The sequence below is a fragment of the Pedobacter steynii genome (assembly GCF_900103665.1).
Taxonomy (GTDB): domain Bacteria; phylum Bacteroidota; class Bacteroidia; order Sphingobacteriales; family Sphingobacteriaceae; genus Pedobacter; species Pedobacter steynii.
This window is the reverse complement of the sequence record NZ_FNGY01000005.1, coordinates 371,711-390,066: the sequence shown is the minus strand read 5'-3', so window position 1 is coordinate 390,066 and position 18,356 is coordinate 371,711. Positions and strand designations below refer to the sequence as shown.

General features: G+C 43.9%; 5 protein-coding genes. 1 reads left to right on the top strand and 4 read right to left on the bottom strand.

Going from position 1 to position 18,356, the window contains the following annotated elements:
* Positions 1-26 precede the first annotated feature (26 nt).
* From BLQ87_RS16010 to BLQ87_RS16000, 3 genes are read right to left on the bottom strand one after another with little or no spacing between them, the layout of a single operon-like run.
* Positions 27-2,027 (bottom strand): OmpA family protein, encoded by a 2,001-nt coding sequence (locus BLQ87_RS16010; protein ID WP_074608601.1) that lies wholly within the window; start codon positions 2,025-2,027, stop codon positions 27-29.
* 11 nt (positions 2,028-2,038) lie between these two features.
* Positions 2,039-3,034: a PorP/SprF family type IX secretion system membrane protein gene (locus BLQ87_RS16005; RefSeq protein WP_074608598.1), complete on the bottom strand. Its 996-nt coding sequence runs from the start codon at positions 3,032-3,034 to the stop codon at positions 2,039-2,041.
* A gap of 14 nt (positions 3,035-3,048) precedes the next feature.
* Positions 3,049-13,851, bottom strand: coding sequence for an Ig-like domain-containing protein (locus BLQ87_RS16000; RefSeq protein ID WP_074608595.1), 10,803 nt, complete (start codon positions 13,849-13,851; stop codon positions 3,049-3,051).
* Positions 13,852-14,155: 304 nt separating this feature from the next.
* Between BLQ87_RS16000 and BLQ87_RS15995 the strand changes: the two genes are divergently transcribed.
* On the top strand, positions 14,156-16,678 hold the full coding sequence (locus tag BLQ87_RS15995) for an NACHT domain-containing protein (protein WP_074608593.1): 2,523 nt from the start codon (positions 14,156-14,158) through the stop codon (positions 16,676-16,678).
* Positions 16,679-16,734: 56 nt separating this feature from the next.
* Here BLQ87_RS15995 and BLQ87_RS15990 read toward each other — a convergent pair whose 3' ends face one another.
* Complete coding sequence (locus BLQ87_RS15990) at positions 16,735-18,330, bottom strand: S8 family peptidase (RefSeq protein WP_074608591.1); 1,596 nt, start codon at positions 18,328-18,330, stop codon at positions 16,735-16,737.
* Between the last annotated feature and the right edge of the window lie 26 nt (positions 18,331-18,356).

The following is an 18,356-nucleotide window of genomic DNA, read 5'->3' as shown; positions in this document are numbered from 1 at the left end:
CCAGGGCTTTTGAGAGAGAATTTGTATTAATCTTTGGTAACCTTGAATTCTGTACGTCTGTTTAGTGCTCTTCCCGCCGGGTTATCTTTTCCATTTGGAAGTTTATTCGGTGCAACCGGCTTGGTCATACCATAGCCCTTACTCTTCATTCTGTTTTCCGGAATTCCTTTTGCAAGGAGATAATCCACACAGGATTTAGCTCTTCTATCAGAAAGATCCAGATTGTAAGCAGGCGTCCCTTTACTGTCGGTATGCGAGCTCAACTCTATTTCAATTTTTGGATTGTCGACCAGGATGTTGTATAAGTAATCCATTTTTACTTTAGAATCTGCGGTCAGCTCTGCCTTATCAAATTCATACAGCACATCTTTGAGTACAATTGCTTCATCTTTCTTGTAAGGGATCAGGCAGATCTCTTCGCTGAACAAAGTATCTTTCTGTGCCAGCTGATCGTAAGAATAGCTTAAGTTCTTGGTAAAGTACTGCGCCTTCTCTGCTGTAATCTTTAGCTGACGGTTAGAGTTGACTCTGAAGTTATATTGTCCATCTGCTCCCGTTGTAAACTTAAACTGCTGCAACGAGTCCGCAAGTGTCACCACTGCATTCTCCAATGGTTTTCCATCTTTGCAATCCAGGATTCTTCCTCTGATGCTCAGGTATTCGCGTTTCAGATGAAAGATCTCCAGACAACATAAAGACTCCCTGTCGGAACTGATATAGCCTTCCACATCAGCATCATCCAAAGGTGTAAAATAAAGATCATCCTTAGAAGAATTAAATGGATATCCTAAGTTCCGGGGTTCAGACCAGCTGTCAAAATCACCATCACTTTCATAAAAGTCAAAGCCACCCAGGCCTACTTTTCCATTACTGGAATACAATAATTTTTTAGTTTTCACATTGTAGTACGGCGCTTCTTCATCCCCTGAAGTATTGATGGTATTGCCCATGTTTATCGCCTGTCCAAGCGAGCCATCCGGGCGGATCGCACAATACCACAAATCATACTTTCCATGTCCGCCGGGACGATCTGAAGAAAAGATCAGGTACTTCCCGTTTTTACTCACCGAAGGCTGCATGGCATTAAAACCTTTCACATTGATATTACCACCAAGCTCTATCGGCTCAGACCAATCTTTTCCTGTTACAGAGGCTGAAGTCAGCTGATAAATCTTTCTGGTTTCCTTAGCACTCCATCCGGTGATAAACATCACTTTTCCATTGGGAAGGAATGCAGGTGTAGCCAGTTCTTTGTCTTTGTTGCTGGTTGGAATTTTCTTGATAGAAATGCTTCCCGTTAATGGATTTCCTGAAGTTTCATAAATCGCATTTACATACGGCGTTTGCTTTCTTGTTACTTTTGAAGCATTTTTTCCATCCGATAACACCACATTTTTACCGGTACTGTTCACCGGCCTGGAAGAGGTAAAATAAAAGTTATTCCCTCTTAGCAATGGCGTATAATTGGAACCCGCCTGGTTGATGTCATTCTTCAGTCTTCCCAGCTTAAACAACCGCGGATGGCTCACCTCATATAGGGCGAACTTGCAGGAAGCAATTTCAGTTTTAGCCCTGGCCGCATACTCATCGCTGGCCCTGTATTTCTTCTGGAAAGTCTCGAAAGCACTGATGGCTTCCGTATAATTTTGGTTGGCCCTTAACGTCACCCCATACCAAAAAGTACTCAGGATGTATTTCGGGTTATTGAAGTCTTTAGCAATGGCATACCATTTCTCCGCGTCAGTAAAGTTCTTATACTGTCTGAGTGACTCTGCCAGCTGGAAAACATTATATTCATAATCTTCCTTCTTCGGACTTTCTTGCTTCAGCTTAGATTCAAAGCCATAAGGCACCACAAAACCAGAACTATCCGGAGAGATCTGTAAAGCTTTTTTATAATATTCTGCGGCAGCATAATACTCCTTATTCAGGTAATAAACATCAGCAACTCTTTTGCTATTGGTTACAAATTGAGCACTGACAATATTGCTAAGCAGGCAGAGGACGAGTAATATTTTAAGTTTCATATCGCGTTATATTATAATCTTGGACAAAAGAAATTCGGGCCAATAATACCTTTCCTTCGGGTAAAGGAGATGGACAATTCCAGTCCACCCTGACTACGGGCCATTTTATTAAAACTGGAGGTGTTAAAGTCGTAACTCACACCAAATACCATGTTTTTAATATTGAGGCCAAAGAAGGCAATTGCAGCATCATCCACCCGATAGTTTGTTCCAAACATCAGGTCTGCTTCAGGATTTAGCATCACTTTCGCATAAGCACCAACAGAGGTTTCTCTCGCATTTCCCTGTCTCATGTACAATGCATTGGGTGTAATGTCCAGCATGTCGGTTATTTTAATCCTTGCGCCTCCATGTCCCGCATATCGGATAGGCATCCGCACATCGGTGCCTAGAAATTTATCGATAGGCCTGGTCAGGTGGGCAGCCGTTGCGCCTGCAAAGACATTCACACGCTGGTCCGGATTCCCATCAAAATACATTACCCCGACATTGACATCGGGAACAAGCGTATTGGAAGAAGCAAAAGATTCGCTGATTCCAAAGTTAGGATCATAGCCCGTTACCGGGTTAAACTGATTGCCCAGGGTAATCTTGGAAGCATCAAAACTTTTGTTCAGGATCCCTGCCTGAAGGCCGAAGTTGATCATATTTTGTCCCGTCTCGCCAAAGTGAATCCGGTAAGCCGCGGAGGCCAGGACACTTAGATGGTTATAACTGATATCTCCTGCATTCTGGTTCAGCACCATCGCCCCGAAAGCGAGATTTTTAACGGGGGCCATGTCAAATGACGCACCCCCGGTTAAAAACGAATTAGAGACACCCCCCCATTGCTGCTTAGCATTTATGGACACCCTGTAATCACCATCGGTAACCCCGGTTAATGCAGGGTTTAACCACAGTGGATGGGCGTAATATTGTGAAAAGTGAGGATCAATCTGTGCGATAACCCTTTGCGTTCCTAAACTCAAAAACGCTCCTGCTATTATAATTTTTACTAGGTTCTTCATAACAAATGTGTTTATTATCTCAATAGGGTTATTGTTCCTTTTTTCGTTGTTTTTGTTCCGTCATTAAACTCGATGTCCACACCATATACATACACTCCGTTCGGCTGTATTTCTCCTTTATAGGTTCCATCCCATCCATTCAGCACATTTAGAGATTCGTAGATGAATTGGCCCCACTGATTGTAGACGCGGAGTTTCATTTTAGCAATCGTATTTCCGTATACATAGAAGATGTCGTTCTTACCATCGTTATTTGGTGTGAATGTATTCGGTATAAAGATCTGGTTGCCCAATGGGTTCTCCGCTTTCGAGTTCAGGCTTGAAGCATCGCTCAGCTGGCAAGGCAATTGTCCGGAGGCTCTTACCCTGATCGTTACCGCCTGGTCTGGTTTCAGACCACTGATCAGATGCGTTAATCCCGCAGCTCCCGAGCTTGGCGCAATCCAGGTTGTTCCACCATCAACAGAGACTTCATAGCCTGTAGCTCCTGCTACTGCAGCCCATGTAAAGTTGACACTCGTTGCTGTTGCCAACTGCACTGAAACTACAGGCGCAGTAAGTTTAGGCAGGATTGTCACGACCACCGAGGTACGTACCACACTGGTACATCCTGTAGTTTTATTGACACTTTCCACATAATAGGTCGTCGTTGCCGCTAATGATGGCGTAGTAAAGCTGCTTCCTTCAGACAGGGAGATACCTCCTGTAGCAGAACTATACCAGCGATAAGTAAGTGCTGCATCCGGATTGTTAACCGACAGTACAGCTGGATTACCGGCACATAGCGGACTTGCTGCCCCAATCACCGAAGCAGGTGCAGTGGGAGCGGTCTGCATACTTACTGCAACCGCCGTTCTGCTTGTGCTGCTGCAGGTCGCATTGGAAGCACCCACATAGAATGTTCTGTTTGCAGTGATCACTGGTGTGGTAAAGTTGGTACCTGTACCTAATGCCGTTCCACCTGTTGGGTCGGCATACCAGCTATAAGTAATACCCACTACCGGATTAGAAACACCCAAAACTGTCGTACTTCCAGGACAAGCATTCACTGTAGCATTAGTCACCGCCGGAACCGCAGGTCTGGTGTTTACCGTAACGGTCGCCTTCACCCTGCCTGTTGCACTACCACAACCTGAAGCACTTTTCGCAAGCACATAGAAATCGGTCGTCGCATTTAAAGCTCCTGTAGACAAGCTTGAACCCGTGCCCAATAAGGTACCCCCTACCGCAGCATCGTACCATTCGAAAGTAACTCCGGCTTGTGGATTCGAGATGCTAAGTACCGTCGCATCTCCCGAACATATGGCAAATCCGTTGCTGCTCAGAACCACTGGTACATCCGGCAAAGGATTTACGGTCAGGGTAACTGCTTTACCCGTTCCCGGAAGGTTTTCGCACTTATTCGCTCCTTTTACGGTAACGTAGTAAGTAATCGTTGCCGTCTGTACTTTTTCCAGCACTGCTCCGGTAAACACCGCATTTGTAAGTGCTGCATCTGTATACCAGGTAAACACCGGACTTGTTACTGTCGTGCTGCTGGCAGTTAATTTAACTGTTGTACCCGCGCAAACCGGAACATCTGCTCCCGAAACGATAACATCTGAGGCATCTGCCGGAGTATTCACTAACAAGGTTACAATTTTTGCATCCCCAGCTGCGTTCTCACATTTATTCGATCCGCGAACGGTTAGGTAATAAGTAATTGTTGAAGTAACTACAGGTTCAAATACCGGGCCCGTGAAAGCGACATCCGTTAAGGCTGCATCTTTATACCAGGTAAATACCGGATTTGTTACGGTCGTACTGCTTGCGGTTAATAAAGCTTTTGTACCATTACAGAAAGGTGCGTTATTTCCGGCAACACTGATGTCTGCAGATACCGCAGGTGGGTTAATCACTACAGTCACCACTTTTGCTCCTGCTTTCAGGCTTTCACATCTGTTAGATCCACGAACGGTTACATAATAAGTAGTACTGGTAGTCAATACAGGTTCAAATACCGGACCTGTAAAAATGGCATCCGTTAGATCCGCATCCCTATACCAGGTAAATACCGGGTTTGTTACGGTAGTACTACTTGCTGTGAATTTAGCGGTTGCTCCTTTACAAAATGGCGCGTCATTTCCAGCAATATTAATATCCGAAGCTGTTGCAGGAGTGTTGACTACAACGGCTACCACTTTCGCATCTGCAGGATCATTTGGACATTTATTGTCGCCACTAACAGTTACATAATAAGTAATATTTGCGGTCAACGTTGGCTCGTAGGTTGCTCCTCTGAACACTTCGACAGTTAAGGCAGCATCTGTATACCAGATAAATGTAGGATTGGTTACTGTTGTTGAACTTGCTTTTAAGCTTGCTTTTGTTCCCTGACAGAACGGAGCATCATTTCCTGCAACAGCAATATCCGCGGCTGTAGCCGGGGTGTTCACCGTAACGGTTACCACCTTGGCATCAGCAGGTAAGTTTGGACATTTATTATCGCCGCTCACGGTCACGTAGAAAGTTGTGCCAGCTGTTAATATTGGTTCGTATATGGCGGTGCTGGCTACTGCATTCGTTAATGCAGCATCAGTATACCAGGTGAATTTTGGATTGGTTACCGTGGTTGAACTTGCCGTAAGTGTTGCTTTCGATCCTTTACAGAACGGAGCACCGGCCCCTGTGACAGTGATGTCACTTGCTACCGCAGGAGGGTTCACGTTGATGGTCACCACTTTTGCGTTTGCAGGTGTACTCGCGCAAATATTATCGCCGCTCACCCGTACATAGAAAGTAGTGCTCGCCGTAATCGTTGGTTCAAACACCGGTCCTGTAAAGGCCAGGTCTGTTAGGGCTGCATCCCTGTACCAGATAAATATTGGATTGGTTACCGTGATACTGCTTGCAGTTAAGGTTGCTTTCGTGTCTTTACAGAAAGGCGCATCCGCTCCAGCTATGTTGATGTCGGCAGGAGTTGCGGTAGGGTTAACTGTAAGCGTAATTTTTGTACGTGCAGTTGTGCTCAGACATGAATTTGCATTCGAAGCTTCTACATAGAAGTTGTACACTCCCGGGCTCAGGTTCGAAGCAGTAGTATAGCTATTGGCATTTGCGGCCAGGCTATTTCCAGCTGTCGGCGCATCAAACCAGTTGAAGCTCACACCAGCTACCGGCGTTACACCAAGTGTTACCGGAGTATTAGGACAAGTAGTTTTTGGATTACCTGCCAATTCTACCGGTGCGTCTGGTGCCGGAAGTATAGTTACCATAACTTTGACTTTTGCACTTGCACAACCATTACGGCTAGCAGTTACATAGTAATCGTAAGTTCCTGCCGCCAGCGTAGTTTCTGTGGCAAAGGTAGCACCTGTACCTACAGAAGCAGGTGACGTTCCTTTGTACCAGGTATAAGTAGTTCCTGTTGCAATTGGATTTTGAACCGCTAAATTAGCCGCAGTTCCCAGACAGGCAGAAACGTTTGCACTTAATGCTATTGGTGCAACCAATGATCGTCTGGCATAATTGAAATCAAGTGTCGATAATACTGAAGCCAGGCCTGATTTTAACCTTAGTTCTACTCCGTCAAATTGTTTTGAAGGAACAAAGGAAATCGTTGCCCCGCTGTTATCGCTCAATAGATCCAATTTGACCAATGGATTGCTATCGCTAACCACCATCATGTCATTATTGCTTACCAGGTCTTTATAGGTGGTAATTTCTATAGAAGGTAAAACCGCTAAAGTAAGCAGTTTACCAGGAGAAGAGATGCCGATGCGAACCGTATCTCCGACAACAGAAAGGCCGGTAAAGGCGATATGCTGATAAGCCGAAGCACCAAGAAGGCCAACTGGTATCACCAATGATGAGGCAGTCGCAGAACTAAGATCTGTTGCCAATCCAGGATTGAAGACTCCTCCCAATAGTGCTACGCCATCTACACCTGCTCTTTTCTGAATAGTTGCCACTTCACAAGGCAAGTCGTTGGTTGGATCAACCGCAGGCAATACGGTGATCGTGGCAGTGGTTAATGTAGTAGAAGTACATCCACCAGCGATTTCTGCTGATACATAATACGTATATACGACTGGCGCTGCACCTGTATTGATTAGTGGAGCGGTTGTATAGGTCGGGCCGGTGAAAATCGGAATTGCACCCGGCGCTTGTGAATCGTACCATTTAAAGATCACACCGGCAGTGCTTGATGAAGCTGCTAATGTTGCAGGAGCTCCTGATCTTACGACTGCATCTGTCGGGGTAACCACTGGTTTATCTAAACCGGTTACCGTAATTTGTGCCGTTGCTTTTGTAGCAGAAGGCACATTACAGTTCGTTGAAACTGCAGCAACCTGATAATTGATAGCCGCAGCTAATACAGGCGTAGTAAATGTTGTTCCTGTTGCCAGCTCGGTCACTCCTGCAGCGTCATACCATTTATAAGTAATTCCGGCAAGTGGATTTTTCACTTCCAAAGTAACGGTAGTTCCAACGCAGGTATTTATAGTAGCAGATACCAGTTCAGGTACTGCCGGTGCAGGCGTCACGGTTACCGTTACCTGTGTTCTGTAACTCGCACAACCGGAAGCTCTGCTTGCTTCTACATAATAAGTAGTATTTGCATTCAATACTGGTGTAGTGAACGATGGCCCGGTTGCCAGCGCTACGGCTCCCGGTAATCTTGAATCGTACCATTTATAGGTAAGCGCTGCATTTGGATTTTGAACATTTAAAGTGGCCGTTTGCGTTGCACAAATGATAGGGTTAGCAACAGCCAACGTTGGTGCCACTAAAACACGTCTTCCATAATTCACATCAATCGTTGAAAGCACACCGGCAAGACCAGCATTTAAGCGAACCTCTACCTGATCAAAGGCGGCTGTTGGCACAAAGCTAATCAGCGCCTGACTGTTATTGCTCAACAAGTCCAGGTGTATTAAAGTATTGTTTATAGAAACCGCATCATTGTTACTGGTCACACCATTGTATGTTCCAACCTGAATACTGGACAATAATCCCAGGTTCAAGAGTTTACCTGGTGCACTTAATAAGACCCTAACAGTATCTCCGGGACTCGAAACAGAACCGAAGCCAAGGCGTTGGTAAACTGAAGCGCCCAGAAGTCCAACAGGCATCACCAACGAAGAACCCGTTCTGGTATCGTTATCAATGGCCAGTTGTGGATTAAATATCGCGGAAAGCAAGGCTACTCCGGTCACATCATGTGTTTCTGTAATTGCAGCCTCACAAGGAACCGGGCTTGGCAAGCTGTTATCTACAGTAATGGTTACCTGCACACGGCTCAGCGAGATACAACCTGTTGCATTCGATTTTGCTTCTAAATAATAGGTAGTCGTTGCGGTAAGTGGTTCTGTAACATAAGTTGCACCACTGAATTTTGGCGTCGTTGCGGTTGCAGAATCAAACCAGTTAAAGGTCACATTTGCATCTGGCGAAGTCGCTGTTAAGACCACGCTCTGACCCGAAGCAACTGTAGTTGCGGAAGCCTGAATCTGTGGCAGCGTTACGATTGGGTTCACAGTTACCGGAACTGAGGTCCTTGTAGAAACACCACATCCCGGATTCGCTGCTTCTACATAATAAATCGTACTTGCAGTTAATGCAGGCGTAACGAAAGTAGTTCCGGTAAATACCGAAGTACCTCCGGCCGGCACTGTATACCAGTTATAGCTTACTCCTGCTCCGGGAGTGTTGATTACCAGGCTGGCGGTTGAACCATAACATACCGGTAATACCGTTGCCAGTACTGGTGGTGTTGGTGCAGCAGTTACCGTTACGGTAACCGGAATGCGAAGGGCGTTTGCACAACCCGCTTTGCTCACTTCAATATAATAAGTTGTCGTTGCAGCAAGTACAGGTGTGGTGAAAGTCTCCCCTGTAGCCAATGCTGTTCCACTTGCTGCAGTGGCGTACCATTTTAAAGTAGTACCTCCATTTGCAGTAGCAGTTAAAGTTGTGGCATTTCCTGCACAGATCGTTTGACCCGTTGCAGCAACAGTTGGATTAGGATAGATGATAGCAGCACCATAAATATTATAACGGCTTAATAAATTTGCAACAGCTCCAAAACGGACTTCCACCGCATTGTAAGTTCCCGTTGCAGCAAGTGTAACCTGGAACCTGTTGCCATTTAAAAGCTCAAGATTTAACAGAGGAGAGTTCAATGGATAAACCTTTACGACGGTTGTTCCATTGTAAACGGTAATTGTTCCACCGTTAATTAATCCGATATCGGCAAGGCCTACCGGAGTTTCAAGATCTAAGCGGATGCTATCTGTAGCTGCTCCGGAATTCGGGAAGATCAGTTTTTGGTACCCTACACCGGCTACGTTAACCCCAAGGTTAATGGTGGTAAATGTAGCGGGGTCTGCATCTGTTGAACCAGACGGATCAGTGATTCCGCAAAGTAAACAAAGAAGAGATTCGATTTTGGTCTCCTGAGCTGTCGCCGCATTACAGTTAGGATTAACCGGGCCAGTGGTAACCGTTACGATAACCGCAGCTCTGCTGGTACTAACGCAACCTGTGCTGTTTACTGTTTCTGCGTAATAAGTAGTAGTGGTATTTAATACCGGAGTGGTAAAGCTCGTACCAGTACCCACTGCAATACCCCCTGTTGGTGTAGTAAACCAGTTGATGGTATTTCCTGCTTCGGCAGAAGCCTGAAGTGTAGCTGTTTGTCCGGCACTGATCGATTGTCCGGCAGAAACGATAGCTAAAGCTGGAGTTGGGCGTGCCGTTACGGTAACCGCAGTACGGCTGCTTACCGCTGTTCCGGAAACTGCTTCTACGTAATAAGTGGTATTAGCGGTTAATGCAGCCGTAGTATAAGTTGGCCCTGTAAAAATTGGCGTACTTCCTGTAGCAGCATACCAGTTGTAAGTTACTCCCGGTAAGGTATTGCTCACACTAAGTGTAGCCGTACTTCCTGAACAGATGCTCGTCGATGCCACTGCTGGTGGATCAACTTTTACTTTTACGGTAAAGTCTGTGGTTGTCGAATTGTTAGCTGCATCTTTCGCCGTTACAGAGAAAGTAAATGTTCCACCTTGTGTTGGTGTACCTGTTAACTTGCGCGTAATTGGATCGAAGTTCAATCCCAAAGGAACGTTTGCAGATGTATAAGTATAAGGGCCCGTTCCACCGGTTACTTCCGGCAAGGTTTGCTCCGTGTAAACGGTTCCTACAGTTCCATCGGCCAATGCCATTGTTGGAAGAGATAAAGCACCGATCACTCTTAAAGCATAACTATTACTTGCCGTGGTCCCAACATTATCCGTTACGGTAACGGTTACCGAATATAAACCGGATTGTGTTGGCGTACCGGAAATGATACGGGTAATCGGGTCGAAGTTCAATCCCGAAGGAAGGTTTGTCGCCACATAAGTATAAGGGCCTGTACCTCCGGTCGCAGAAGGAATCGGTTGTGAAGTATAACCTACATTCACATTTCCATCGGCAAGTGTTGCCGGAGGAAGAACCAGTGGATTTCCTACAACAACGGTATAATTGGTGGTGATGGTTTTTCCATCTCCATCGGTTACCGTCACAGGAATCGTATAGGTTCCTGCCAGTGTCGGTGTACCTGTGATCTCACGGGTAGTCGGATTAAAAGTCAATCCCGGAGGAAGACTTCCTGCAGGGGCGCTATAAACATAAGGACCTATGCCACCAGTTGCTGCAGGAATAGCCTGGGCAGGATAAGGAATTCCAACTGTACCATTTGCAAGTGTTGCTGTAGGTAACACAAGAGGATCTCTAACGATTATCGTATAGTCTGCTGTTTTGGTATTTCCATTTGCATCGGTTACTGTGACATGAACCGGATAAGTTCCAGCCTGAGTTGGTGTACCTGTGATTTCGCGGGTAACAGGGTTAAAGGCCAATCCCGGAGGAAGGCTTCCTGGAGTAGCGCTATAAGTATAAGGTCCGGTTCCGCCAATAGCAGCCGGAAGTGTTTGTGTTGGGTATAGGGTGTTCACCGTTCCGTTAGGAAGCGTTGCTGCGGGAAGAGACAAAGCAGCAGTGACTGTTAAGTTAAACGGCGTAATGACGGTGCAACCTTTACTATCTGTAGCCACAACAGAAAAAGGATAAGCTCCTTCAGTTGCAGTCGGGGTTCCGGAAATCAATCCCGTTGCCGATAATGTTAATCCTGCAGGCAAGGTGCTGCCTGGAGCCAGCGTATAATTAAATGCAGGTGTTCCTCCTGTCGCAACAGGAATTTGTTTTGAATAACTGGAAGCGATCGTAGCATTGGCTAAGGAAGCTGTGGCAAAAACAATGGCCGGGTTTACATTCACCGTAACCGGTACACGTTCTGCATTTACGCAGGAACCTTTACCTACTTCTATATAATAGGTAGTCGTAGCTGTAAGTCCTGTCGGAGAATAGGTATTTCCGGTAGCCAATGCAATACCACCTGTTGGGTCAGCGTACCATTTCAGATCTGTACCACCGTTTGGTGTTGCAGTCAGCGTGGTTGATGCTCCGTAACAGATGTTAAGACCTGTGCCGGCAACAGTTGGTTTTGGATAAATCACTTCTGCACCGAAGATATCAAGTGCAGTTACTGCCGACAGTACCGCGCCGAAACGTACTTCTACCGCATCGTAAACCGCTCCGGCAGGAACAGTTACTTTAAAGCGATCGCCACCTGTAAGATTAAGATGGATCAATGCAGAGTTAAGGTCGTAAGATGCCACAATTGAATTGCCATTCATGACATTCACACTTACCCCACCCAAAAGAGAAAGATCAACCACATTTCCAGGCAACCTCAAATCAAGACGGATGCTATCTGTAGCCACACCAGCTGTAGGAAAGCCCAATCGCTGATATCCAACCGCAAGGACACCTACAGCGAGGCGGATACTGCTAAAGTTAAGCGGATCCGCATCCACAGAGAATCCAGGGTCTGATACTTCGCAACCGATACATATTCCCTGGATAGCATTGGTTTGGGAATTAGCCGATTTGCAAGTTACCCCTGGTGTAACATTCGTTACCGTAACGTTAACTGCAATTCTGTTTAGACTTGCACAACCTCCGGCGCTTTGAGTTCCTACATAGTAGGTAGTATTTGCGTTTAGTGCCGGAGTAGTAAAGCTGGTTCCCGTTGCAACCGGGCTTCCGCCTGTTGAAACTGTATACCAGTTGACGATACTACCTGCCGTCGGTGCTGTCGCTGAAAGTGTAGCGGTTTGTCCGGTAGAGATATTTACATTCGTTGAAGATACCTGTGCATCTGCCGGAAGTGCATTGACGGTTACGTCAACCTGTTTACGTGCACTGAAACATGCGCCAATCACGGACTCTACATAATAGGTTGTATTTGCAGCCAGTACAGGAGTTAAAAACGTTTCTCCGGTAAAGACTAACGTTCCGCCAGTAGAAGCATCATACCAGCGATAAGTCTCCCCTACTACCGGAGCGCCAATTTGCAAAGTTGCTTTGGATCCGGCACAGATCGGAGTCACTGCAGATACCACTGGCAAGACCGGATTATTTACCGTTATCCTCACCAGCTTACGCGGAGATTCATTCGTACATCCAGCCCTTTTTCCTGATACATAAAAATCATTAACACCGGTTACCAGGCCTGTAGGCGTAAAACTTACACCGGTAGTTCCGGTTCCTCCTGTAGCCTGGGTATACCAAGTGTAGGTAGCACCCGCTTCCGGGGTATTGATATTTAAGGTGACCCCATCACCGGTACACGCGATACCGGTAGCTGAGGCAGAACTGTTTATATTTATGGTTGTTGGCAAAGCCATTGTGCGAGAAACTTCATGCAGGTTAACCGAATTTAAAAGGCTTAATGGCCCACCGATTCTCAGCTGAACCCGATCAAAAGGAACACCAGGTGCAAAGGTCAATACCCCAATGGTGCTACCAGGATCTAATAACTTGAGGTTAAGTAATCCGCCGGTACCGGGAGCAACACCGTTACTGACACCGCCATTAAAAGTTTCGATACTGATCGAGCCCAACAAATCAAGAGACAATAGTGTTGCTCCTGTGGAAATCAGTAGTCTGGCAGAATCAGTCGCCGCAGAAAGACCTGGAAATACAACTGTTTGCTGAGCAAATCCCGCCAAACCTACCGCAGAGCCTAAAGTTGAAAAAGTGCTTTCCACTCCATCTATCGCATTCGCGGGGTTGTTTACACCTCCCAATGCGCCGACAGTTCCAGAGATTCCATGTAATTCATCTACCGGAGCATCACAATTTATATTTGTTGTGTTTTCTAAAAAATAAGCATGAAAAACATTAATGGATGTTAATGCGGCCAAGGCCCCGCCATCAACAGTAACCCGGATTCTATTATAAGGTACACCAGGACCTGGTACAAATATTTCCGCCTGATTTCCATTTGCCAGGAGATTTAATAAGGCGGTTCCCCCATCACGGACAACCCCTACCGGCGTATTATTAAAATAGGCCTGAACTTTGATTGCTCCAAGAACTGCTAATGATAGGGTGGTGCCTGTAGACACTTTAACTACCGCTCCGGTATTATTTCCAGGCAGATTTCCAGCCGGGAATATCAGGTTCTGAAATATTCCTCCTCCTAACAGACTCACTCCGGCAGTAATGGTTGATTCGGTATTTGGATTGGTATCCACAGCCTGGGCCGGATTAGCTACGCCACAAAGCAAACAAATACCAAATGTTCCCTCACTTTGTGTAGACGCGTAAACACGTTGTTGAGATTGTGCATACGATTTCAGATTAAAAAGCGTTATAGCTACAATACTTAAAAAAATAAGGATAGGTTTTTTAAGTTTTCCTGGCAGGGTAGATGTGAATTTCATATGAACGGAATTGAGATGTCAAAATTTTACTTTGGTGCAATTTTAATCATAGAATACTTCGCAATGCACGTTCGAATTGTTCATTTACAAGCTGAAAAATGATCGATTCATTCATTTTGTTCATTTTTGATTCCGTCTGTCCCAAATAACACCCCCAAACCACACTTAAACAGCTGCTTAACAAATAGTTAAGATATAAAAACAACATTCATTCATTTTTTTACTTCATATCTTCGCGTTCATTATTGTACCGAAAGCATTATATTCGTTTAGTTGAAGAAATTAATGCTCACTCGTACTGTATATGGACGATATATCTACCTTAAATGAAGTAAAGAGTCTAATCCTGTTAAAAACAGGAATTCGAACCATCACTCCTGCTGATTGTAAAAGGATCTCCATTGAAATCAGTAAAACGTTGAATAAGAATGTTAGCGAAACAACCATAAAGAGGTTGTTTGGATTCGCTGTGGTAAAACATAACTTTTCAAAGTTTACCCTTACCACTTTATCAGAATATGTCAATAAGGAACAAATTGGCAATTGGGCTGCTCCTGTTCATTTAAGTCCTCAGGAAAGTGCAACCAGTTGGACTGATATACGACATAATGCCAAGAGGATCACCGACTTTACCCTGAAAGGGATTAAGAACCGTTCCGGCATTCCTTATGAGATGACCATCAGCAGAAAATTTGCAGAACATGACTTTGATGACTTCTTTAAAAGTAACTATACCTACACCTGTTTTATTTCACAACCGGGTTATGGCAGGACCATCCTTCTGAGTCATTTAGTAGAAAAGTTCTTCAATAACGAATGTTCGGTACACAAAGAATCTACGGTAATGTTCATCACCGCAAATAGTTTTTTCAATGTAGACCAGCTTACACTTAACTTCGAAGATCAGCTCAAAGTACAACTGGGCATTTACCATAAAGAGAGCCTGCTGGAACACATACAGGAAAACTATAATCAGACAGGAAAAAAATTTATCATTTTTCTGGATGGATTTTCAGAACTCATCATCAAAAAAGATTTAAAGAAGCAGCTCTTTGAAAGTATCATCGGCTTTATTTGTTCCATTGAAAATGTGGATTGTATTAAACTGGTGATGAGCATGCGGTCTACTACATGGATGAGATTTTATGATTGCATCCGGCATTCTGCTTTTTTAAAGTCAAAATGGTTTACAGGAAATTACTTCAATCAGAATGAAGTGTCCAATGTACCTCCCCTGACAGGTAAGGAAGTGGATCAGATCATCTCCAAAATCAACCAATCTGATGTTTATGAATTAAATCCAAAACTAAAATCTCAATTAAAGTTTCCTTTATATATACAATTGTATTATCAGTTAAAAGAAGAAGATCCGTATTTCAATTACTCTACGAGCATCACTTTTCATGAACTGATCTCCAGATTTATTCAGGAGAAGATTTACCGGTCAAATTATTATACCGAGAAAATTCTCTTCCTGAAAAAAGTAATTCAGCTCACGGATTACGGGAAGAAAGTGGACTCTGTTCCAAAGGATCTTCTGATCAGCGAGTTATCGGCATTTAAAAATGCCTATATGGAACTTTTATCCGAGGGTATCCTGATGGAAGAGAAAAGTCAGGACGATTATCAGCCGAGGGAATATGTACGTTTTATTTACCCTCATATATTTGAATACTTTCTCTTTATTGAATTGCTGGAGAAATTCCATTTACAGGTAGACTGGACTTTCTTCCAATTTATTCAGAGTTCTTATGAAAGCAATAATGTAAGGTTCCATCTTTTGCAATGGACCATCCGCTTTATCATCCGGATCGGGGATTTCAGGTCCCTCTCTCATATTTTCGACTTACAGCTGAATTATTTTGAACGGAATTACCTCATTCTGTTTATTGCCGAGAACCTGAGGTTCAGGGCCCGGTATAGTCCCGATACCATCAAACTTTTAACAGACCACAAACTCCATGATATCCTCATCAAACAACTGATCAATTTTGATTTCGTGGATTCCTGTTATAAGGAAGCAGTTACGGTTCTGGCAGATGTTGCGGATACTGATGAAAACCGGCTAATTTATCAATCTATTCTCGCCATTTTTGACATCATGAGTATGGACCAGGACAGGGTGGCCATGAGGTTAAACAAATTAAGTGCCCTGGATGTAAAAGGATGGCCGGTAAACCCCTACGAACTAACCTGGTTGATTTACCTCAAACTGAGCAACAGAACGATTGAACCGCATCCAATGATTCAAGACCTGGAAAGCTTCAATTATCCTTTTTTAGATACTAAAGCCGCATTGGATACCAAACAGGGAATCGCTTATGTATTGTTACTTATCCTGAATACCTTTTATGGAAGTGATGAGGGCACGATCAGGATCATCAAAACCATCTCTAAATTACATCCCCGTGTATTTTCGAAAAGAACTGCTTTTACCATCTTTATGATGAACGTTTTTGCACTATCAAGCTCAAAGATAAATCCAGGAAAGAAAACCGATCAGATCGAACAGATATTGGTAGAGATTCATAATAACAAAACCCGGTTTAAACTCACCGAATATTCGGAAGCCATTTTAAGAATGATGCAGGCCAATCAGCTGAGAAACAGAGGAGAATATGTACTTGCTTATGAGTATTCAAATGAGTGTATTCAGATTTTCAAAAGAAATGAGCTGAACCTGAATTGTATCATGATGTACGATGTGATTATTGCCATCTTCAAAGACCTTAAAGATCCGGTAAAAGTAAACGAATATAAATACGAGCGGTTATGCTTTATGGAAGAAAGAAAAATACCTCATAAACTGCTCGTCAACGTGAGTTAAAAAGAAAGCGCCATTAATCTGATTAATGGCGCTTTCTTTTTAACAGGCAGGAATAACTATTTCTTATATTCAGCAGCCAGTTTTAATGCGTTATAAGCGTTTACAATACCTCCGGTTACGCAAAGGTCTGAAAAAGGAATGTCCTTTGTCGTTTCTCCCTGCTGTACTTTAACCATCTGATCTACTTTTACCACAGATTTAAGGATAATGTCTTTTACCTGTACCGCCGTCAATTTAGGATAGTAAGAACGGATCAGCCCAGCTAAACCTGCAACCACAGGTGCAGCCATACTCGTTCCGTCTAAATTCTCATACTTAGACCCTGGAATAGTAGAATTGATCTTTACACCCGGTGCAAATACATCAACCGTAGTTTTTCCGTAATTTGAAAAGTTAGCCTTGATGGACCCATCATTTACCCAGCCTGACGCGCCTACAGTAATCCATGAAGCTGCAACTCCACCATCCGCATATTGAGGATTAGGGAAATTCTGTTCTACTTCCAGATCTTTGTTGTCATTTCCCGCAGCGTGAATCAATAAAACATCTTTAGAAACTGCATATTTTACGGCTTCATCTACAATAGTTTTATTCCATGAAAAGGATTTGCCGAAACTCATATTGATCACTTTAGCACCATTATCAGCAGCATAGCGGATTGCATTTGCCACATCTTTATCACGTTCATCACCATTAGGCGTATTGCGAACTGCCAGTATCTCTACATTATCGGCAACACCTTTTATACCCAGGTCATTGGTCCTTACTGCTGCAATAATACCCGAAACGTGAGAACCATGACGTGCATCCGGACCAGCCACATCGTTATTACCATAAAAACGTTCTTTTGTATTCTCAGGATCATCTCCAACAATCGATCTTGGATCATAATCCAGATTCAGGTTATACTCTACCTGTGATTTGAAGTGATCATATCCTGGTAAAACCTGACCATCATAAAACTCCTTGAAAGTGGCGTTCTTTAATTGCTGCACCATAATTCTCTGGATATTTTTCTCCATATCAGTTGTAGGTACAAAGCTTTGGAAATCGGCAACAACAGGGTTTTCTTTACCTATTTTTTTTACCACATCATCTATCGCCGTCTTGATAGAACCATAACGCATCAGTCCATCTTTGGCTTCAGCCATTTCTTTTTCAAGTTCTGCTTTATTCTTTTGATAGGTTTCAAATGCAACCAGGTCATTTGCTTTTACAGAAGTCGCATCGGAATTGCCAAATTTAGCATTGTCTCTGCGTACCAGCCGCGTTAACTCCAATGTTTCGTGATTGATTGAGCCTTTTGCAGAACCCAAAAAATTCCATCCATGGATATCATCGATGTAACCGTTTTTATCGTCATCTTTTCCGTTACCTGCTTTTTCTTTTTTGTTTGCCCAAATGATCGATTTCAGGTCTTCATGATTGGTATCGACACCACCATCCAGCACTGCTACAATAACAGATTTGGATTTTTTTCCTTTTAACAATTCGTTATAAGCTTTCTCTGTACTGATACCGAAAGTAGAATCTGCTTTAAGGTCCAGGTTTTGCCAGTTTGGCTTTTGTGCCATTGACAAAAAAGGGACGGTCGCCAATAAAGACAAACCCAGAATCCCGCGATAGCAAAAATTTGCTTTTATTTTATTCATAAGTTGATATTTTAAACAAAGTTAAT

Excerpts from the sequence above, each read along its gene's own strand:
- BLQ87_RS16010 (WP_074608601.1), bottom strand. The coding sequence starts at position 2,027 with ATGAAACTTAAAATATTACTCGTCCTCTGCCTGCTTAGCAATATTGTC.
- BLQ87_RS16005 (WP_074608598.1), bottom strand. The coding sequence starts at position 3,034 with ATGAAGAACCTAGTAAAAATTATAATAGCAGGAGCGTTTTTGAGTTTA.
- BLQ87_RS16000 (WP_074608595.1), bottom strand. The coding sequence starts at position 13,851 with ATGAAATTCACATCTACCCTGCCAGGAAAACTTAAAAAACCTATCCTT.
- BLQ87_RS15995 (WP_074608593.1), top strand. The coding sequence starts at position 14,156 with ATGGACGATATATCTACCTTAAATGAAGTAAAGAGTCTAATCCTGTTA.
- BLQ87_RS15990 (WP_074608591.1), bottom strand. The coding sequence starts at position 18,330 with ATGAATAAAATAAAAGCAAATTTTTGCTATCGCGGGATTCTGGGTTTG.